Annotated in this window: 19 protein-coding genes; 8 read left to right on the forward strand and 11 right to left on the reverse strand. The window is 70.2% G+C overall.

Features of this window, described 5'->3' with window-relative positions; all coding sequences use genetic code 11:
- Positions 1-36: 36 nt before the first annotated feature.
- The 3 genes from OG798_RS17835 to ctaC are packed head-to-tail and all read right to left on the reverse strand — an operon-like array spanning position 37 to position 3124.
- Positions 37-435, reverse strand: coding sequence for a cytochrome c oxidase subunit 4 (locus OG798_RS17835; RefSeq protein ID WP_095855107.1), 399 nt, complete (start codon positions 433-435; stop codon positions 37-39).
- On the reverse strand, positions 432-2168 hold the full coding sequence (gene ctaD / locus OG798_RS17840; protein ID WP_054231556.1) for an aa3-type cytochrome oxidase subunit I: 1737 nt from the start codon (positions 2166-2168) through the stop codon (positions 432-434). The genes OG798_RS17835 and ctaD overlap by 4 nt, the downstream gene beginning before the upstream one ends.
- Positions 2165-3124 carry an aa3-type cytochrome oxidase subunit II gene (ctaC, locus tag OG798_RS17845; protein ID WP_095855106.1) on the reverse strand — a complete coding sequence of 320 codons (960 nt, stop codon included), beginning with the start codon at positions 3122-3124 and terminating at the stop codon, positions 2165-2167. The genes ctaD and ctaC overlap by 4 nt, the downstream gene beginning before the upstream one ends.
- 357 nt (positions 3125-3481) lie before the next feature.
- Between ctaC and OG798_RS17850 the strand changes: the two genes are divergently transcribed.
- A complete protein-coding gene (locus OG798_RS17850) occupies positions 3482-4873 on the forward strand; it encodes a cysteine desulfurase/sulfurtransferase TusA family protein (RefSeq protein ID WP_328757299.1) in 1392 nt (463 codons plus the stop codon).
- A gap of 54 nt (positions 4874-4927) precedes the next feature.
- Here the strand turns inward: OG798_RS17850 and OG798_RS17855 are convergent, their stop codons facing one another.
- Positions 4928-5902, reverse strand: coding sequence for a carbohydrate kinase family protein (locus OG798_RS17855; RefSeq protein WP_095855104.1), 975 nt, complete (start codon positions 5900-5902; stop codon positions 4928-4930).
- 134 nt (positions 5903-6036) lie between these two features.
- Between OG798_RS17855 and OG798_RS17860 the strand changes: the two genes are divergently transcribed.
- Entirely contained in the window at positions 6037-6252 is a 216-nt protein-coding gene (locus OG798_RS17860; protein ID WP_095855103.1) for a hypothetical protein, read from the forward strand.
- 99 nt (positions 6253-6351) lie between these two features.
- Positions 6352-7905: a hypothetical protein gene (locus OG798_RS17865; RefSeq protein ID WP_267061534.1), complete on the forward strand. Its 1554-nt coding sequence runs from the start codon at positions 6352-6354 to the stop codon at positions 7903-7905.
- Positions 7906-8019: 114 nt separating this feature from the next.
- On the opposite strand, the gene OG798_RS17870 is transcribed toward OG798_RS17865, so the two are convergent.
- Entirely contained in the window at positions 8020-8376 is a 357-nt protein-coding gene (locus OG798_RS17870) for a HesB/IscA family protein (RefSeq protein ID WP_067363548.1), read from the reverse strand.
- Positions 8377-8693: 317 nt separating this feature from the next.
- Between OG798_RS17870 and nadA the strand changes: the two genes are divergently transcribed.
- The gene (gene nadA, locus OG798_RS17875) at positions 8694-9878 is read left to right on the forward strand and encodes a quinolinate synthase NadA (RefSeq protein ID WP_328757300.1); all 1185 of its coding nucleotides are present in this window, start codon (positions 8694-8696) and stop codon (positions 9876-9878) included.
- Between the two features lie 55 nt (positions 9879-9933).
- Here the strand turns inward: nadA and OG798_RS17880 are convergent, their stop codons facing one another.
- From OG798_RS17880 to OG798_RS17895, 4 genes are all read right to left on the reverse strand, one after another.
- Positions 9934-10617, reverse strand: coding sequence for a response regulator (locus OG798_RS17880; RefSeq protein ID WP_095855102.1), 684 nt, complete (start codon positions 10615-10617; stop codon positions 9934-9936).
- Positions 10614-11837, reverse strand: coding sequence for a sensor histidine kinase (locus OG798_RS17885; protein WP_179436598.1), 1224 nt, complete (start codon positions 11835-11837; stop codon positions 10614-10616). Before OG798_RS17885 ends, OG798_RS17880 begins: the two co-directional genes overlap by 4 nt.
- 355 nt (positions 11838-12192) lie before the next feature.
- On the reverse strand, positions 12193-12471 hold the full coding sequence (gene pspAA / locus OG798_RS17890; protein WP_095855099.1) for a PspA-associated protein PspAA: 279 nt from the start codon (positions 12469-12471) through the stop codon (positions 12193-12195).
- 30 nt (positions 12472-12501) lie between these two features.
- Positions 12502-13293 carry a PspA/IM30 family protein gene (locus OG798_RS17895; RefSeq protein WP_067363540.1) on the reverse strand — a complete coding sequence of 264 codons (792 nt, stop codon included), beginning with the start codon at positions 13291-13293 and terminating at the stop codon, positions 12502-12504.
- Positions 13294-13539: 246 nt separating this feature from the next.
- Between OG798_RS17895 and OG798_RS17900 the strand changes: the two genes are divergently transcribed.
- The 3 genes from OG798_RS17900 (at position 13540) to OG798_RS17910 (ending at position 16208) form a co-directional block, all read left to right on the forward strand.
- A complete protein-coding gene (locus OG798_RS17900; RefSeq protein ID WP_079064850.1) occupies positions 13540-14166 on the forward strand; it encodes a DUF3043 domain-containing protein in 627 nt (208 codons plus the stop codon).
- Positions 14167-14249: 83 nt separating this feature from the next.
- Entirely contained in the window at positions 14250-14951 is a 702-nt protein-coding gene (locus OG798_RS17905; protein ID WP_095855098.1) for a class I SAM-dependent methyltransferase, read from the forward strand.
- A 162-nt stretch (positions 14952-15113) separates the two neighbouring features.
- On the forward strand, positions 15114-16208 hold the full coding sequence (locus tag OG798_RS17910) for a S1C family serine protease (protein WP_121418528.1): 1095 nt from the start codon (positions 15114-15116) through the stop codon (positions 16206-16208).
- Between the two features lie 102 nt (positions 16209-16310).
- Here OG798_RS17910 and OG798_RS17915 read toward each other — a convergent pair whose 3' ends face one another.
- Positions 16311-16523 (reverse strand): hypothetical protein, encoded by a 213-nt coding sequence (locus tag OG798_RS17915; protein ID WP_054231569.1) that lies wholly within the window; start codon positions 16521-16523, stop codon positions 16311-16313.
- A 200-nt stretch (positions 16524-16723) separates the two neighbouring features.
- Here OG798_RS17915 and OG798_RS17920 point away from each other — a divergent pair, with 200 nt between their 5' ends.
- Positions 16724-17923, forward strand: a complete 1200-nt coding sequence (locus tag OG798_RS17920) for a bifunctional adenosylcobinamide kinase/adenosylcobinamide-phosphate guanylyltransferase (RefSeq protein ID WP_121416405.1) — start codon at positions 16724-16726, stop codon at positions 17921-17923.
- A gap of 27 nt (positions 17924-17950) precedes the next feature.
- On the opposite strand, the gene OG798_RS17925 is transcribed toward OG798_RS17920, so the two are convergent.
- On the reverse strand, positions 17951-19015 hold the full coding sequence (locus OG798_RS17925) for a class I SAM-dependent methyltransferase (RefSeq protein ID WP_095855096.1): 1065 nt from the start codon (positions 19013-19015) through the stop codon (positions 17951-17953).
- Between the last annotated feature and the right edge of the window lie 74 nt (positions 19016-19089).

Consider the following 19089-nt stretch of genomic DNA (forward strand, 5'->3'; position numbering starts at 1 on the left):
GGGGTGTCCAGCGATCGCTACGGGACCGCGCGCGTGCTACTGGGTGCGGTTCTCACCGTGGTAGTACTCGAAGACCCAGCCCCACAGGCCGATCAGGATGAGCGGGAACCCGAAGTACAGCAGCCACCAGCCGAAGACGACGGCCATGAAGGCGAGCGCGCCACCGATACCGAGCGCGAGCGGCTGCCAGCTGTGCGGGCTGAAGAAGCCCACCTCGCCGGCCTCGTCCGCGACATCGGCCTCGTCGTTGTCCTGCGCCAGCTGGTCCACCCGCCGGGCCGTGAAGGCCAGGTAGTAGCCGATCATCACGCTCAGGCCGAAGGCCAGGAAGAGCGCCGTGGTGCCGGCCGGCTCCTTCGACCACACGCCATAGACGATGGCGATGACGAGGATGAAGGCAGCCAGCCAGAGGAACATCTTGCCTTGGACCTTCACTTGCCGGCCTCCTTGCCACCAGCGAGGGCCTTCTCACCGTGACCGGCGTTCTCGAGCTGGTCGAGAGCGGCGATCTCCGGGTGGTGCAGGTCGAAGGCCGGGGATTCGGAACGGATCCGCGGCAACGTGAGGAAGTTGTGACGCGGCGGCGGGCAGGACGTGGCCCACTCCAGCGAGCGGCCGTAGCCCCACGGGTCGTCGACCTCGACCTTCTTGCCGTACTTGGCGGTCTTCCACACGTTGTAGAAGAACGGCAGGATCGACAGGCCGAGCAGGAACGAGCTGATCGTCGAGATCGTGTTCAGCGCGGTGAAGCCGTCGGCGGCGAGGTAGTCCGCGTAGCGACGCGGCATGCCCTCGACACCCAGCCAGTGCTGCACCAGGAACGTGCCGTGGAAGCCCACGAACAGCGTCCAGAAGGTGATCTTTCCGAGGCGCTCGTCGAGCATCTTGCCGGTGAACTTCGGCCACCAGAAGTGGAATCCGGAGAACATCGCGAACACGACCGTACCGAAGATCACGTAGTGGAAGTGCGCCACCACGAAGTACGAGTCCGAGACGTGGAAGTCCATCGGCGGCGAGGCCAGGATGACACCGGTCAGACCACCGAAGGTGAAGGTGATCAGGAAGCCGACCGCCCAGAGCATCGGGGTCTCGAAACTCAAGGACCCCTTCCACATCGTTCCGATCCAGTTGAAGAACTTCACGCCTGTCGGGACGGCGATGAGGAACGTCATGAAGGAGAAGAACGGGAGCAGTACGCCACCGGTGACGTACATGTGGTGCGCCCACACGGTCACGGACAGACCGGCGATGGAGATCGTCGCGGCGATCAGGCCCATGTAGCCGAACATCGGCTTGCGGGAGAACACCGGGATGACTTCGGAGATGATGCCGAAGAATGGTAGAGCGATGATGTACACCTCTGGATGGCCGAAGAACCAGAAGAGGTGTTGCCATAGCAAGGCTCCGCCATTGGCGGCGTCAAACACATGCGCACCGAATTTTCGGTCCGCCTCCAGCGCGAACAGCGCCGCCGCGAGCACGGGGAAGGCCAGCAGCACCAGCACCGCGGTGAGCAGCACGTTCCACACGAAGATCGGCATACGGAACATCGTCATGCCGGGAGCGCGCATGCAGATGATGGTCGTGATGAAGTTGACCGCACCGAGGATCGTGCCGAAGCCGGAGAAGGCCAGACCCATGATCCACATGTCGGCGCCGACACCCGGCGAGCGGACCGCGTCCGACAGCGGGCTGTAGGCGAACCAGCCGAAGTCGGCCGCGCCCTGCGGGGTGAGGAAGCCACCGACCGCGATGAGCGAGCCGAACAGGTAGAGCCAGTAGGCGAACATGTTCAGCCGCGGGAACGCCACGTCGGGCGCGCCGATCTGCAGCGGCATGATCCAGTTCGTGAAACCGGCGAACAGCGGCGTCGCGAACATCAGCAGCATGATCGTGCCGTGCATCGTGAACGCCTGGTTGAACTGCTCGTTCGACATGATCTGCGTGCCGGGGCGCGCCAGTTCGGCGCGCATCAGCAGCGCCATGACGCCACCGATGCAGAAGAACGCGAACGACGTGACGAGGTAGAGCGTGCCGATCGTCTTGTGGTCCGTGGTGGTGAGCCACTTGATCACGACGTTGCCCGGCTGCTTGCGCCGCACCGGCAGCTCGTTCTCGTACGAGTCTTCGGCTGCCCCGGCACCCTGAGGTTCGTTGAGGATGCTCACAGGTTGTTCGTCTCCCGGTTCTTCTCGTGGCCCGTCTGCTCAATGCCGGCCGGGACGTAACCGGTCTGTCCCTGCGCCGCGAGCTGCTTGAGGTGGGCCTCGTAGCGCTCGGGGGAGACGACCTTCACGTTGAAGAGCATCCGGGAGTGGTCGACGCCGCACAGCTCGGCGCACTTGCCCAGGAAGGTGCCCTCCTTGTTGGGGGTCACCTGGAAGGAGTTGGTGTGGCCCGGGATGACGTCCATCTTCATCAGGAACGGCACCACCCAGAAGGAGTGGATGACGTCACGCGAAGTGAGGACGAAGCGGACCGTCTTGCCCTTGGGCAGCCAGAGGGTCGGACCGGGGTTGCCCGTCTGCGGGTTCCGCTCACCTGGCGTACCGACCTCGTAGACGCCGCCGGCGTTCGCCGGGAAGTCCTTCTTGAACCGGTCCGGAATGGCGGCCAGGTTCGGGTCGATCTTGGCGTTGCCCGTGACACCGGGAACGTCCTCGATGTAGTTGAAGCCCCAGCTCCACTGATAGCCCACCACGTTGACCGTGACGTCGGGCTTCTGCTTGAGGCTGAGGAGCTTCGTCTCGTCGCGGGCGGTGAAGTAGAACAGCACCGAGACGATGATGAGCGGGACCACCGTGTACAGCGCCTCGATGGGCATGTTGTACCGGGTCTGCGGAGGAACTTCGACCTTGGTGCGACTGCGCCGGTGGAAGAACACACTCCACAGGATCAGGCCCCACACCAGCACGCCAACGGCGAGCGCGGCCGCCCAGGACCCCTGCCACAGGGAGAGGATCCGCGGACCCTCTTCTGTGGTCGGGGTGGGCATACCAAGGCGGGGGAAGTCCTTGTATGTGCAACCGGTGGCGGTCGACAGGACCAGGCCCGCAGTCAATGCCTGCAGCAGCTTCCGCCGCATCGGGCGCCGCGGCGAGCGGTCGGAGCCGTTGGGACTCACGTAGCGCCTTCCCGAGAGTCTCGCCCGCGCGGTTGGCTGCGGCCTTCTCGCTGGTCGGTCGCCGCCCTGCGTCGGGCAGGGGTTTGGATGTTTATGCGGACCAAACCCTACTGGACGCTATTTGGGGTCGCGCGGGGAGGGTGCCCAACGCGCCGCCGGGTCAGCCGAAGGGGGTGGGTTGCCCTGCTCCGGGCTACTTCTGACGGAGGTTTGGGGCGCCCAGGAGCTCGGGACGGGGGGACATCACGGCGGCTGCGGGCTCATTGTGGCTTGTCGCGCCCCGCGGCGGAGCCGCAGATGTCACAGCCTCGCGGCCCCTTGGGGGCGCTGGTCCGAGCGGGGCTTTAGCGTTGGGGTGTGGCCTACTTCGATGCTGCTTCCGCTGCTCCTCTTCATCCCGTCGCCCGGCAGGCCCTACAAGCCTCGCTCGACGAGGGGTGGGCCGATCCCGCGCGGCTCTACCGGGAGGGGCGGCGGGCCCGATTGTTGCTCGACGCGGCGCGCGAGGCGGCGGCCGAGGCGGTGGGCTGCCGTCCCGACGAGCTGACCTTCACCTCGTCCGGCACCCGGGCGGTGCACTCCGGGATCGAGGGTGCGCTGGCGGGCCGCCGGCGCGTCGGAAGCCACCTGATCGTGTCAGCCGTCGAACATTCGTCGGTACTCCATTCGGCAGAGGTCCACGAGGCGGCGGGCGGCTCGGTGACGACGGTGCCCGTCGACCGCGCGGGCACCGTCTCCCCTTCTTCCTACGCCGCCGCCCTGCGCCCCGACACCGCTCTCGCGTGCCTGCAGTCCGCCAACCACGAGGTGGGCACGGAGCAGCCGGTGCGGGAGGTCGCGGAGGCGTGCCGGGCGGCGGGGGTGCCGCTGTTGGTGGACGCGGCGCAGTCACTGCCCTGGCGCCGGGTGGAGGGCGACTGGTCCCTGCTGACGGCAAGTGCCCACAAATGGGGCGGACCTTCGGGGGTCGGACTGCTCGTCGTGCGCAAGGGGGTGCGGTTCGCTCCCCAAGGGCCCCTGGACGAGCGGGAGTCGGGGCGGGCGGCGGGCTTCGAGAACATCCCGGCCGTCGTGGCCGCGGCGGCGTCGCTGCGCGCGGTACGGGCGGAGGCGGTCGCGGAGGCCGCGCGCCTGCGGGAACTGACGGAGCGGATCCGCGTACGGGTGCCCGAACTGGTCCCGGACGTCGAGGTGGTCGGGGACGCGGTTCACCGTCTCCCGGGGATCGTCACCTTCTCCTGCCTGTACGTCGACGGGGAGACGCTCCTGCACGAACTGGACCGGGCGGGTTTCTCCGTCTCCTCCGGCTCCTCCTGTACGAGCAGCACGCTGACCCCGAGCCATGTCCTGAAGGCGATGGGCGTCCTGAGCGAGGGCAACGTCCGGGTCTCGCTGCCACCGGGTACGCCGTCCGAGGACGTCGACCGGTTCCTGTCGGTGCTGCCGGACGCGGTCGCGGACGTACGCGAGAAACTCGGCGCCCCGACGGCGTCGGCGCCGCCCTCCCCGCCCCCCGCCGACTCCGACACGCTCGTGGTGGACTCCCTCGGCAAGCTCTGCCCCATCCCGGTCATCGAACTGGCCAAGGTCATCGGGGACGTGCCGGTGGGCGGCACGGTTCGCGTCCTCTCGGACGACGAGGCCGCCCGGCTGGACATCCCGGCGTGGTGCGAGATGCGGGGGCAGGAGTACGTCGGGGAGGAGCCGGCGGACCACGGCTTCGCCTATGTGGTCCGCCGGGTGTCCTAGATGGTCGTCCGGAGGAGTGTCCTGATCAGTTCAGGTGGGCCCTGACCTCGGCGATCAGGCCAGGTGGGCCCTGACCTCGATGGCCGCGTCATCGCCGTACGCCTTGGTGAAGCGGTCCATGAAGTGGGCGCGGCGGAGCTGGTACTCCTGGGTGCCGACCGTCTCGATGACCAGCGTCGCGAGCATGCAGCCGACCTGGGCGGCGCGCTCCAGGGAGACTCCCCAGGCGAGGCCGGAGAGGAAACCGGCGCGGAACGCGTCGCCGACGCCCGTCGGGTCCGCCTTGCGCTCCTCGTCCGGGCAGCCGACCTCGATCGGGTCCTCACCGGCCCGCTCGATGCGCACGCCCCGCGCGCCGAGGGTCGTCACACGGTGACCGACCTTCGACAGGATCTCCTCGTCGCTCCAGCCGGTCTTGGACTCGATGAGCCCCTTCTCGTACTCGTTGGAGAAGAGGTAGGTCGCCCCGTCCAGCAGTATCCGGATCTCGTCGCCGTTCATACGGGCGATCTGCTGCGAGAAGTCGGCGGCGAAGGCGATCGTGCGGGAACGGCACTCCTCCGTGTGGCGGAGCATCGCCTCCGGGTCGTCGGCGCCGATCAGGACGAGGTCGAGGCCGCCGACCCGGTCCGCGACCGCCTTGAGCTCGATCAGCCGGGCCTCGCTCATCGCGCCCGTGTAGAAGGAGCCGATCTGGTTGTGGTCGGAGTCCGTGGTGCACACGAAGCGCGCGGTGTGCAGCACCTCGGAGATCCGGACCGAGTCGGTGTCGACGCCGTGGCGGTCGAGCCATGCCCGGTACTCGTCGAAGTCGGAGCCCGCGGCCCCGACCAGGATCGGCCGGGTGCCCAGCTGTCCCATGCCGAAGGCGATGTTCGCGCCGACGCCACCCCGGCGTACGTCGAGGTTGTCGACCAGGAAGGACAGGGAGACCGTGTGCAGCTGGTCCGCGACGAACTGGTCGGCGAAACGGCCGGGGAAGGTCATGAGGTGGTCAGTGGCGATGGAGCCGGTGACTGCGATACGCACGGCGAGGACACGCTCCTGCGACGGAGGGGGATTGACAGTTCACGCTACCCGGTCGACACGTGCACGCTGAAGCGGTCAAAACTACCCGATAGTAGGTCTTTCTTCGTAACACTCGGCGTGCATACGGTTCCGTCATGACGAACCGCAAGGTCCACGGCTCCGCTCCGCACGACCTCGAAGGCGATCTGGCGTCGCTGCGCGGCGACGGCGCCGTGGCCCGGGACTGGGCGGCACCGGACCCGATCATCTCCCGTGCCGACCTGCCCGTGTCCCCGTCGCGCATCCACGGGGTGACCGTGCCGCCCGCGTCCGCCCGCCTGCTGGACGCGATGTCCGACTACGGCGACTGACAGGACCCGAAAGGTCCTCGAAAAGGGCGGCCCCGAACGGCGCCCGCAGGGAACCGTGCGCTCCCCCGCTGCGTCCCATCGCTGTCCCCCGTAAAGGGGATGCGGTGTACGACCAGAAGGAGCGATGCGGTGAGCACCGAGCGACCCGAGACCGAAGCGCCCGAGCCCCCCGAGGACGGCGGCGAGCCGGCGAAGCCGCGCCGCCGCCATTCCCCGGCGGCCGTCGCCTCCGTCGCGGCCGCGGTGCTGCTCGTCGGCGGCGGCGGGGCCTATGTCGCCGCGACCGCGTCCGGCGGCGGGAGCGACCGCGACCACTCCGCGAGCCCCGGCGCCGACGGCACTCCCCCGCCACTGGCCCTCGACGGCTACACCGAGGGCGGTACCGGTGGCACGGGCGGTTCGGGCGATATCGCGCCCGGTGAGCCGAACCCCTACGGCGCGACCTACCACGCGGACGGCACGCTGCCCGCCGGCCCGGACTCCGCGCCCGTCTACGCGGCGAAGGGCGAGGTCACGGCGGCCGAGGTGGCCCGTCTCGCGAAGGCCCTGGACGTCGCGGGCACCCCGAAGCTCAGCGGCCAGACCTGGAAGGTCGGCCAGGACAAGGACGGCTCGGGACCCAGCCTCCAGGTGAACCAGCGGGCCCCCGGGACCTGGACGTTCAACCGGTACGCGCCCGGCACCGACAACTGCAAGGGCGCCGTGTGCACGAGCGACCCCGGCTCCCCGAGCAGCCACGCGGTGACCGAGGCCGCCGCGAAGAAGGCCGCCGTGCCCGTGCTGAAGGCGCTGGGCCAGGACGACGCCAAGCTGGACGCGAGCGAGCTCATGGGCGCCGTCCGGGTGGTGAACGCGGACCCGAAGGTCGGGGGCCTGCCCACGTACGGCTGGACGACCGGCGTCCAGGTCGGCCCGGACGGCCAGGTGGTGGGCGGCAACGGCCAGCTGAAGACGCCGGTCAAGGGAGACACGTATCCCGTGATCAGCGCGAGCAAGGCCCTGGATCTGATGAACGCCCCGGCCTCTCTCGCGACGCCGGGCGACGGGCGCATGGGACCCGGCGGCTGCGCCAGCGCCGTACCGCTGAAGGACCGTGACGAGACGCCGTGCCGCGCGTCGACGGCGGCGCCGAAGCGGGAGTCTGTGGCCGTCGAGAAGGCCGTCTTCGGGCTGGCCTCGCACTTCGCGTCCGGGCACCAGACACTGGTGCCGTCCTGGCTGTTCGAGGTACGGCCGACGGGCACGGACTCCGCCTTCACGGTGACGCATCCGGCGGTCGACCCGAAGTACCTGACCTCGCCGAAGCCGACCGCCACCCCCAGCCCGCGGCCGACCGCGGCGCCGACGTCCCGTGACGTCAAGGTGCAGGGCTACACGGCCGACGGCAAGGACCTGACCGTGAGCTTCACGGGCGGGGTGTGCGCGGACTACTCCGTCTCCGCGAGCGAGAGCACGGACAAGGTGACCGTCAAGGTGACCGAGACACCGTGGCAGGGCAAGATCTGCATCCTCATCGCCAAGGTGTACGAGAAGACGGTGCACCTCGACCAGCCGCTCGGCGACCGGAAGGTCGTCGGATCGGACGGCACACCGATCCCGGAGGGCAAGGCGGCCGGCGCCGCGGTGAAGTCGCCTCAGCCTCAGGCACGGTAGCCACGGGAGCGGGCTGGGTGGTCCGCGCAGGGCCCCGGATGCGCGAAGGCGGCGTCCCTGTCGGAGGGGGACGCCGCCTTCGTACGCGTGATGCGTTCGGCAGTTGGCCGGGACTCAGCTGAAGGAGTCGCCGCAGGCGCAGGAGCCCGTTGCGTTCGGGTTGTCGATCGTGAAGCCCTGCTTCTCGATGGTGTCCACGAAGTCGATGGACGCGCCGCCCAGGTACGGAGCGCTCATGCGGTCGGTGACGACCTTGACGCCACCGAAGTCCTTGACGACATCGCCGTCGAGGGAGCGCTCGTCGAAGAAGAGCTGGTAGCGCAGACCGGAGCAGCCGCCGGGCTGAACGGCGACGCGCAGCGCCAGATCGTCACGGCCTTCCTGGTCGAGCAGGGCCTTGACCTTGCCCGCGGCGGAGTCGGACAGCATGATGCCGTCGCTCACGGTGGTCTTCTCGTCCGATACGGACATCTGCTTCTCTCCCGGGTTGTACGGAGACTGCTTGCCGACGATTGCAACCGCCGGGGCCGCGGATTCATTCCGGGCCGAGAGTCTGCCTTTCCGTGGGCTTTCCGTTCTCGCCTCCCATGCTCGCACACGCGCCGGAGAGCGGACAGCGGCCTGTGGACAACCTCCGGGATTCACGTCACATCGACACTATGGCCGTCGTCAACATGACGTGAAGCGGTTATGATAGATAGCGTCATTTCGACGAAAAGGCTAGTCCGAATGTCCCGCTGGATCGCCCCGTGATCCAAGCGAGCCGCAGAACAGAAAGGGTGCGTGTCGTGACCACCGCCCAGACCCAGGAGCTCGACGTACAGCCGACGCCCCTCGCCCTGCTGCTGCTCGGCCGTGAGGCCGACCCGAGGAGCGAGCGCGGCGTGGAGTGTCCCGGAGACCTGCCCTCGCCGTCCGACCCGGACCTCGTGGAGCGGGCCCGCGCGGCCAAGGAGAAACTCGGGGACAAGGTCTTCGTGCTCGGCCACCACTACCAGCGCGACGAGGTCATCCAGTTCGCCGACGTCACGGGCGACTCCTTCAAGCTGGCCCGCGACGCCGCAGCGCGCCCGGAGGCCGAGTACATCGTCTTCTGCGGTGTGCACTTCATGGCGGAATCCGCGGACATCCTGACGTCCGACGACCAGAAGGTGGTCCTCCCCGACCTCGCCGCCGGCTGCTCCATGGCCGACATGGCGACGGCCGAGCAGGTCGCCGAGTGCTGGGACGTGCTGACCGAGGCCGGGATAGCCGACCAGGTCGTGCCCGTCTCGTACATGAACTCGTCCGCCGACATCAAGGCGTTCACCGGCAAGCACGGCGGCACGATCTGCACCTCCTCCAACGCCCAGCGGGCCCTGGAGTGGGCGTTCGAGCAGGGTGAGAAGGTCCTCTTCCTCCCCGACCAGCACCTCGGCCGCAACACCGCCGTCCGCGACATGGGGATGAGCCTGGAGGACTGCGTCCTCTACAACCCCCACAAGCCCAACGGCGGCCTCACCGCGGAGCAGTTGCGCAACGCCAAGATGATCCTGTGGCGCGGCCACTGCTCGGTCCACGGCCGCTTCTCGCTGGACTCGGTGAACGACGTCCGCGAGCGCATCCCCGGCGTGAACGTCCTCGTCCACCCCGAGTGCAAGCACGAGGTCGTGTCGGCGGCGGACTACGTCGGCTCCACGGAGTACATCATCAAGGCACTGGAGGCCGCCCCGGCCGGCTCCAAGTGGGCGATCGGCACGGAGCTGAACCTGGTCCGCCGCCTGGCGAACCGTTTCGCGGCCGAGGACAAGGAGATCGTCTTCCTCGACAAGACGGTCTGCTTCTGCTCCACCATGAACCGCATCGACCTCCCCCACCTGGTGTGGACCCTGGAGTCCCTCGCCGAGGGCAACCTGGTCAACCGCATCGAGGTGGACAAGGAGACGGAGGCGTTCGCGAAGCTGGCGCTGGAGCGGATGCTGGCGCTGCCGTAGCCGTAGCCGGCGCTGCCGTAACGCGGAGACCGTTCCGCCCTCGGGCGCACCAGGATCACTCCACCCTCGGGCGTACCAGGCCCGACTCGTAGGCGATGACGACGAGTTGGGCCCGGTCGCGGGCGCCGAGCTTGGCCATGGCCCGGTTGACGTGCGTCTTCACGGTGAGCGGACTGACCTCCAGCCGCTCGGCGATCTCGTCGTTGGAGTGGCCTCCCGCGACCTGGACGAGCACCTCGCGCTCGCGCCCGGTGAGCGCCTCGAGCCGCTCGGCCCGGGCGGAGCCTGGGCCCTCGTCCGAACCGTCCCCCTGGGCGAGGAACTTGGCGATCAGCCCCTTGGTGGCCGCCGGGGACAGCAGTGCCTCGCCGCCCGCCGCGATCCGGATGGCGTTCAGCAACTCCTCCGGCTCCGCGCCCTTGCCGAGGAAGCCGGAGGCGCCGGCCCGCAGCGACTGCACCACGTACTCGTCGACCTCGAAGGTCGTCAGCATGACCACCCGTACGTGCGCGAGTCCCGGGTCGGCGCTGATCAGCCGGGTGGCGGCGAGGCCGTCGGTGCCCGGCATCCGGATGTCCATCAACACCACGTCGGCGCGGACCTCCCGGGTGAGCCGCAGCGCCTCCGCGCCGTCGGACGCCTCCCCGACCACCTCCATGTCGGGCTCGGAGTCGACGAGGACACGGAACGCGCTGCGCAGCAGCGCCTGGTCGTCGGCGAGCAGGACACGGATGGTCATGCGGAGTCCCCCAGGGCGGGCGCGGTGCGGTTCTTGACCGGAAGGATCGCATGGACCCGGAAGCCGCCTCCGTAGCGGGGACCGGTCGTGCAGGTGCCGCCGAGCGCGGTGACCCGCTCGCGCATCCCGAGCAGCCCGTGCCCGCCGCCCTCCTCCGGGCCGTCGTCCTGCCCGGGTCCGTTGTCGAGGACGGTCACTTCCACGTTCGGTCCCACGCGGACGACGCTGATCTCGGCCTTCGCCTCAGGGCCCGCGTGTTTCTGCACATTGGTGAGGGCTTCCTGGATGACGCGGTACGCGGCGAGGTCGACGGCGGCGGGGAGGGTGGTGCCGTGGTCGGCGCGGGCTACCTCGACGGGCAGTCCGGCGTTGCGGAAGGTGTCGGCGAGTTCGTCGAGGCGGGCGAGGCCCGGGGCGGGTTCCGTGGGGGCCTCGGGGTCGCCGGACTGGCGCAGCAGGCCGACGGTGGCGCGCAGTTCGTTGAGGGCCGAGCGGCTGGCCTCGCGGACGTGCGCGAGGGCTTCCTTGGCCTGGTCGGGACGCTTGTCCATCACATGGGCCGCGACTCCGGCCTGCACGTTGACGAGGGCGATGTGGTGGGCGACGACGTCGTGCAGGTCGCGGGCGATGCGCAGCCGCTCCTCGGCGACGCGGCGGCGGGCCTCCTCGTCGCGGGTGCGCTCGGCGCGGTCGGCGCGTTCGCGGATGGCGTGCACGAAGGCGCGGCGGCTGCGTACGGCGTCGCCCGCGGCGGCGGCCATGCCCGTCCAGGCGAAGATCGCGAGGTTCTCCTGCGCGTACCAGGGCAGGGGGCCGACCAGCATCGCGCAGGCCGTCAGCACCGTCATCGTGAGCAGGCCGACGCGCCAGGTGGTGGGGCGGTCCGTGGCCGAGGCGACGGTGTAGAGGGCGACGACGGCGGACATCACCACCGGGGCTCTGGGGTCGCTGGCGACCAGTTCCACGGCGGAGAAGGCGCCGGTCGTGGCGAGGATCGTTCTGGGGGCGCGGCGGCGGAACACCAGGGCGGCGGCGCTGAGCACCATGAGGGTGAGGCTGAGGACGTTCGGGACGTGGATGCCCCAGGTCGCTCCGTTCTCCCCGTGGGGGTCGACGAAGGAGCTGGCCGTCATCGTCACGAGTACGCCGGTCGCCAGAGTGGCGTCCAGTGCCATCGGATGCGCGCGGAGTCTGCACTTCGTGCGCTCTAGGGTGCTCACTCGTTTTACGGTACGGGGCCCTTGCAGGGGGCGGAACGGTCACCACCGCACCCCAACGTTTCTCGCCCCCGCCGCCCTTACCCGTCCCCTCCCCGGGGGCTGCCGCCCCCAGACCCCCGCATCGGCCTGAACGGCCTCGTCCTCAATCGCCGGACAGGCTGAAAACGCGCGCGAGCCGAGGCTTTTAGGAGCGCGGGGAACTGCGCGACCAGCCCCCACCGGGCCGCAGCCGAAGGACTTCGGGTGGGCGGGGGACGCGGGGCGCAGCCCCGGTCAGGGGGCGGGGAACTGCGTGGGCGAGCCGGGCGGCCCCGGAGCTGAGGAGCTCCCCCCGCTCAACCCCCGGAGGGAACCGTCAGCCGGGGATCAGGCCCTCGTCGGTCAGCATGGCGCGGACCTCTTCGAGGGTCGCGTCGGGGGACGGCAGGATGAGGTCGGAGGGTTCGAGGGCGTCGTCGGGAAGCGGAGCGCCGAGGCGGCGGACCTGGTCCAGAAGAGTGGTCAGGGTACGGCGGAAGCCGGCCTCGTCACCGCTCTCCATCTCGGTGAGCAGCTCGTCGTCCAGCTTGTTCAGTTCGGTGAGGTGGCTGTCGTCCAACCTCACCTGCCCCTCCCCCATGATCCGTACGATCATGTCGCCCTCCTCAGGCGCCCTAGGTGTGGGTCACTGCTTGTCGAAGCGCGGGGTGTCCCGCGGCTGGGACTGCGACGTGGACTGTCCCGTGCCGCCCTCGATCGCCTGCTGCGGCGAACCACCGGCGAGCTCGGCCTTCATGCGCTGCAGTTCCAGCTCTACATCCGTACCACCGGAGAGCCGGTCCAGCTCGCTCTGGATGTCGTCCTTGGCCAGACCGGACTGGTCGTCGAGCGCACCGGAGGCGAGCAGCTCGTCGATCGCGCCGGCGCGGGCCTGCAGCTGCGCGGTCTTGTCCTCGGCGCGCTGGATCGCCATGCCGACGTCGCCCATCTCCTCGGAGATGCCGGAGAAGGCCTCTCCGATGCGGGTCTGCGCCTGCGCCGCCGTGTAGGTCGCCTTGATGGTCTCCTTCTTGGTGCGGAAGGCGTCCACCTTGGCCTGCAGCCGCTGCGCCGCGAGGGTGAGCTTCTCCTCCTCGCCCTGGAGGGTCTGGTGCTGCGTCTCCAGGTCCGTCACCTGCTGCTGGAGCGCCGCACGGCGGGAGAGCGCCTCGCGGGCCAGGTCCTCGCGGCCGAGCGCGAGCGCCTTGCGGCCCTGGTCCTCCAGCTTGGTGGACTGGTTCTGGAGCTGGTTCAGCTGAAGTTCGAGGCGCTTGCGGCTGGTCGCCACGTCCGCGACGCCGCGGCGCACCTTCTGCAGCAGCTCCAGCTGCTTCTGGTACGAGTAATCGAGGGTTTCGCGCGGGTCCTCGGCCCGGTCAAGGGCCTTGTTCGCCTTCGCGCGGAAGATCATCCCCATACGCTTCATGACACCGCTCATGGGCTTCGCGCGCCCCCTTCTGACGGACTCCAGCTCCAGGTACTGCAACAGAACCCACAGTACGGGCCCTGCATCCATTACCGCACTGTTCGGGGACGGATGCGCTCATCCCCAAGGACGACTGCGTACGGCACCGCTCCGGCGTAGGGAGTAGGTGGGACTCGGGGTCCACCCGTACACAGCGTCCCCTCTGTCCCACTACAGACGTACGGTGTTGCCGGATCGTTCCCCACTCGAATGACGTCCATGCCGCCGCACCCCGTACCCTTGGGTTTTGTGTTCCGTAGCCGTGCCAAGGAAGAGAAGGCCCCCGCCGACAAGGCGCAGGTGACCGACTCCAAGCAGACCCGTGACCCGCAGGCCCCCAAGGGGCGCCCCACGCCCAAGCGCAGTGAGGCCCAGACCCAGCGTCGCAGCGTCGCCCAGACGCCGACGACGCGCAAGGAGGCGGCCAAGCGGCAGCGCGACGATCGTCGTGTCCAGATGGAGAAGCAGCGCCAGGCCCTGGCCAACGGCGACGAGCGCTATCTGCCCGCCCGTGACAAGGGGCCGGTGCGGAAGTTCGCACGCGACTTCGTGGACTCGCGCTTCTGTGTCGCGGAGTTCTTCCTGCCGATGGCCGTGGTCATCCTCGTGCTGAGCATGGTGCGGGTGGGCTCGCTGCAGAACATCGCGCTGCTGCTGTGGCTCGTGGTGATCGTGATGATCGTGGTCGACTCGATCGGCATCGCGATCCGCCTGAAGAAGCAGCTGGCCGCCCGCTTCCCCGACGTGCCCAAGAAGGGCGCGGTCGCCTACGCGCTGATGCGTACTCTCCAGATGCGTCGCCTCCGGCTGCCGAAGCCGCAGGTCAAGCGCGGAGAGCGGCCCTGAGCGCGGCATCGTTCTCCGGGGGCGCGGCGGATGCCTGGCTGAGCAAGCTGGGCGGGTTGCGTGATGTCGTACGACAGGAGCTGGTGGCCCGACAGCTCGACGAGCAGATAGCCGGCCGGTTCCCGGTCGGGCAGCGGTTGCGGGTGCTCGACGTCGGTATGGGCCAGGGCACGCAGGCGCTGCGGCTGGCCCGGGCCGGGCATCAGGTGACCGGCCTCGAGCAGGACGCGAAGATGCTCGCCGTGGCCCGGGAGGCGCTGGCCGCCGAACCCGAGGGCATCCGGAGCCGGGTGCGGCTCATCGAGGGCGACGGCCGCGAGACGGGCGTGCACTTCCTGCCCGGCAGCTTCGACGTGGTGCTGTGCCACGGCGTACTCATGTACGTCGAGGAGCCGGACCCGCTCCTCGCGGGGCTGGCGCGGATGCTGGCCCCGGGCGGGCTGCTCTCGCTGCTGGTGCGCAACGCCGACGCGCTGGCCGTGCGGCCGGGCCTGTCCGGGGACTGGGCGGCGACCCTGGCCGCGTTCGACACGGACGCCTACGTCAATCGGCTCGGCCTCGCTGTCCGCGCGGACCGGCTCGCCACGCTGACGTCGACGCTCGCGGGGATCGGGGCGGCGTTGCACGCCTGGTACGGCGTGCGGGTCTTCACGGACACGGCGCCCGACGGTACCCCCGTCCCCGAGGACGTGGAGACTCTCCTGGCCGCGGAGGAGCGGGCCGGGCGGACGGACCCCTATCGCCAGGTGGCGGCCCTGCTGCATCTCTGCGGCGTACGCGGCTGATGCGCGTCCGCGGCGTACGCGGCTGATGCGTCTGTGCGGCGTACGCGGCTGATCGATCCCTGCGGCGTGCAGGACCGATCGTTGTCCGATCGCTTCCTGATCGCCCCCTGTTCGGCCCTGCACCGCGAGCCGGAGCGGAGCCGCGAAAGGGACACTCGGGACATGGCTGCCACCCGTGCCTCCGCGTCGCGTCCGCTGCTCCCCATAACCGCCCTCGTCATAGCCGCCCTCATCTGCGCCGCCGCCCTGCTCTCCGGCTGTTCCGACGCCGGGTCGCCCCCCGAGAAGGACAGGACGAAGGACGGGACGACGCAGGCCGTCGTCCCGCTCGCGGCCGACGACCTGCAGAACGCGTACCTGAAGGTGATCAAGAACGTCCTGCCTTCGGTGGTGCAGATCCAGGCGAGCGACGAACTGGGCTCGGGGGTGGTGTACGACAACCGGGGACACATCGTCACCAACGCGCACGTGGTCGGGAACGAGCAGACGTTCAGGGTGACGACGGCCAACAGCCAGAACGTGCTGACGGCCAAGCTCGTGTACAGCTACCCGGGCCAGGACCTCGCCGTCATCAAGCTGGACAAGGTGCCGAGCGGGCTGAAGGCGGCCACCATCGGGAACTCGGAGAAGGTCGAGGTCGGCCAGATCGTGCTGGCGATGGGCTCGCCACTCGGGCTGTCGTCCAGCGTGACCCAGGGCATCGTGTCGGCGACCGGTCGCACCGTCAGCGAGAGCAGCACCTTCGGCGGGACGGGGGCCACCATCGCCAACATGGTGCAGACGTCGGCCGCGATCAACCCGGGCAACAGCGGCGGCGCGCTCGTCGGCCTGAACGGGCAGGTCATCGGCATTCCCACGCTGGCCGCGACGGACCCGAGCCTCGGGGGCGGCACGGCGCCCGGGATCGGATTCGCGATCCCCGCCTCGATGGTGCGGACGATCGCCGACCAGATCATCAGGACCGGCAAGGTCACCGACTCGGGACGGGCCGCGCTCGGCATCACCGGCCGTACCGTGCTCGACGAGACCTACGCGCCCGCGGGTGTCGCCGTGGTCGAGGTGAAGCCCGGCGGCGCGGCCGACACGGCGGGCATCCGGCCCGGCGACATCATCACCCGGATCGGCACGAACGACATCACCACCCTCACCTCGCTCGCCGAGGTGCTCGCGGCCGACAAGCCGGGCCAGCGGACGCGGGTGACGTTCGTCCGGGGCGGGGCCAAGCGGACGGTCGGCGTGCGGCTGGGTGAGCAGTAGGCACGGGTGAAGGTGAGCAGCAGGTACGGGTGAAAGCGGCGACGAGGGGTTGACGCACGGCGAAGGGGGTTGCCGGGAACGGTCCCGGCAACCCCGGCCGGCCTACTCCGGTTCGGCGTGCAGGCTCATCGGTCCGTAGATCTTCGTGCTGTCCTCGAAGAGGAACACCTGGTCCGCGCCGCCCTCCAGCAGGTCCTTCCAGACCTCGCCGATCCAGGACTCCGCGTCCCCCTGTGTGGTGAACTCCTCGGGCTGTACCGCGGGTTGGACCTCTGTCCCGTCGGACTTCTCGAACCGCCACGTCCATGCCGCCATGTACGCCTCCCAGGTATGAGCACACTGCACAGCGGAAGCCGCACAAGATCCGGCTCCCGTCCGAAGCCTAGGCGCTGAGCCGGGTGCGGAACAGAAGATCGCGGGTCGCGGCACGCGTCGCGGGTGGTGAACGGCCCCGCGCGCCTACGGGCGCTGTACCCGAACGCGCGCCACCCACGGTGACACGGGAAAATCAGGGCGTGGAACTGACTCTGCTCGGCACCGGCGCCCCCGAGGGCCTGCCCCGTCCCGACTGTCCCTGTGCGGCCTGTGCGAGTGCGCTCGGCGAGAGCGCGCGGGCGGCCACCGCGCTGCTCGTGGACGGCACCCTGCTGCTCGACCTCACGCCCGGCGCCGCGTTCGCCGCGGCCCGCGCCGGGCACTCGCTGGGCGGCGTACGGCAGGTCCTGCTCTCGCATCCGCACGACGGGCCCGCCGTCGAGGTGCCGGCCGGGCTGCCGCAGCCCGTACGGGTTCCCGACGGCAGCGAACTGGCACTGCTGACCGGACACCGGGTGCGGGCGGTGCCGATGGACTCGCCCGGCACGGGGTACGCGGTGACCGGACCGGACGGACAGCGGCTGCTGTATCTGCCGCCGGGCGCGGCGCCCGCGGGACTCGACGAGAACGGCGACTCGTACGCCATGGTGGTCGCCGATGTGGTGGGGCGGCCGGACGCCCTGGCGAAGCTGCGCGCGGTCGGGGCCGTCGGGCCGACCACGGACGTGATCGCGGTCCACCTCGACCACGACGTGCCGCCGGGCCCCGAACTGCGGCGGCGGCTCGCGGCGGCGGGCGCGCGGGCGGTGCCGGACGGGACGACGCTGGACGTGGGCGTCTACGAGGACGTACCCGACGTACCGCGCCGCACCCTCGTGCTCGGCGGGGCGCGCTCGGGCAAGTCGGTGGAGGCGGAACGGCGTCTGGAGTCCTTCCCCGGGGTGCTGTACGTGGCGACGGGCGGGTCCCGCAACGGGGACAACGAGTGGGCGTCGCGCGTGCACGCCCACCGTGAACGGCGGCCCGGCTCCTGGCGCACGGTGGAGACCTGCGACCTGGTGCCGCTCCTGGAGGGCTCCGGGCCTCCCCTCCTCATCGACTGCCTCTCCCTGTGGCTCACGGACGCGATGGACTCCGTGAACGCGTGGGACGACGCGGAGTGGGCCGGCGGCGGCGAACGCGCGCTGCGCGCCCGCGTCGAGGAACTCACCTCCGCCGTCCGCAACACGCGCCGCACCCTCGTCGCCGTCTCCAACGAGGTCGGCTCCGGCATCGTCCCCGCCACCGCCTCCGGGCGCCGCTACCGCGACGAACTCGGCCGCCTGAACGCGGGGTTCGCGGCGGAGTGCGAGCATGTGCTGCTGGTGGTGGCGGGACAGGCGCTGTCATTGCGGGGCTGACCGGGGCCGACCTGAGCCGACCGGGGCTCAGGATTGTCTGCGGGCGATGATCCGGAAGGCGTTCGAGAAGCGGGTGCGGCGGAAGACCGGGGCCATCGCGTGGTCCAGGGCGGAGGCCGAGGCGAGCAGCGGGACGCTCGCCCGGGCCAGGACCGTGTGCAGGGCGCGCTGGAGCGGGGTCGGCGGGGTGGGGCGCCAGGGGGCGTCGAGGTCGGGCAGGACGCGGCCGAGGGCCAGCGCGAGGGCGCCGGCGAGGTCGTACGGGATGTGCGGTTCGCGGCGGTCTGTCGCGACGATCTCGCAGCCGAGGGACTCCAGTTCGCCCAGCAGGTTGGACAGCGGCATCAGGTGCAGATGGCGCGGCTGGCCGTACGACACCCACCACCTGCCCAGCAGCGCGCCGAACGCGCAGTCGGGGTCCGGCACTTCGACGAGGAGGTGACCGCCGGGCCGCAGGACCGTCAGGGCGGCGCGCAGTTCCTCGCGCGGGTCGCGGGTGTGCTCCAGATGGTGGAACATGCTCACCACGTCGTAGCGGGCGCTCAGCCGCCCGATGATCCGGGGGTCGGTGAGCCGGCCGCGGTGGGCCTCCTCGATGTGCCCGGCCGCCCGCGCCTTCTCGACCCGCCGGGTGGGGTCGAGGCCGTCGAAGGACGTGTACGGGTGAACCTCCCGGGCGACGGCCGGGAAGTGCCCGTGCCCGGTGCCGACGTCGAGCCAGCTCTCCGGCTCGGCGTGGCGGAGCAGCGCGCGGGCGGCGGCCCGGTGGCGCCCTCTGCTGCCGCGGGCGCCGAGGAGCCGGTCGGTGAGGCCGTCGAGCCCCTCGTGGAAGTCCCGGTGGTAGAAGGCCAGCCCCTCCGCGCTGAGCCGGGGGTTCTGGAAGGCGTGGGAGCAGTCCGCGCACTCGTCGACGACGAACGTGCCGGGCTTGCGCTGCACCTGGTCCGGCGTCCGCAGCCGGGTGCGCAGCCGCTTCGAGCCGCACCAGGGACAGTCCTCCCGGCGCGGTTCGTGGAACCGGTCGGTGCCTTGGGCGAGTTCGGCCGCGTAGGCGGCGCGGCGCTCGGCGCTCGGGGGTGGCGTGGGGGGCATGGACGCTCCTGGGGACGACAGGGTGGGGGGACGGCGGGGTGCGCGAGCGAGCCGTACGACAATCCGACACAAAC

Origin of the sequence: Streptomyces sp. NBC_00271 (assembly GCF_036178845.1) — a bacterium.
Taxonomy (GTDB): Bacteria; Actinomycetota; Actinomycetes; order Streptomycetales; family Streptomycetaceae; genus Streptomyces.

Bases quoted from the DNA above. Each gene is read 5' to 3' on its own strand.
- OG798_RS17860 (WP_095855103.1), top strand. From the start codon at position 6,037: ATGACGAACCGCAAGGTCCACGGCTCCGCTCCGCACGACCTCGAAGGC.
- OG798_RS17865 (WP_267061534.1), top strand. From the start codon at position 6,352: ATGCGGTGTACGACCAGAAGGAGCGATGCGGTGAGCACCGAGCGACCC.
- OG798_RS17870 (WP_067363548.1), bottom strand. From the start codon at position 8,376: ATGTCCGTATCGGACGAGAAGACCACCGTGAGCGACGGCATCATGCTG.
- OG798_RS17880 (WP_095855102.1), bottom strand. From the start codon at position 10,617: ATGACCATCCGTGTCCTGCTCGCCGACGACCAGGCGCTGCTGCGCAGC.
- pspAA (WP_095855099.1), bottom strand. From the start codon at position 12,471: ATGATCGTACGGATCATGGGGGAGGGGCAGGTGAGGTTGGACGACAGC.
- OG798_RS17895 (WP_067363540.1), bottom strand. From the start codon at position 13,293: ATGAGCGGTGTCATGAAGCGTATGGGGATGATCTTCCGCGCGAAGGCG.
- OG798_RS17900 (WP_079064850.1), top strand. From the start codon at position 13,540: ATGCCGCCGCACCCCGTACCCTTGGGTTTTGTGTTCCGTAGCCGTGCC.
- OG798_RS17910 (WP_121418528.1), top strand. From the start codon at position 15,114: ATGGCTGCCACCCGTGCCTCCGCGTCGCGTCCGCTGCTCCCCATAACC.
- OG798_RS17915 (WP_054231569.1), bottom strand. From the start codon at position 16,523: ATGGCGGCATGGACGTGGCGGTTCGAGAAGTCCGACGGGACAGAGGTC.
- OG798_RS17925 (WP_095855096.1), bottom strand. From the start codon at position 19,015: ATGCCCCCCACGCCACCCCCGAGCGCCGAGCGCCGCGCCGCCTACGCG.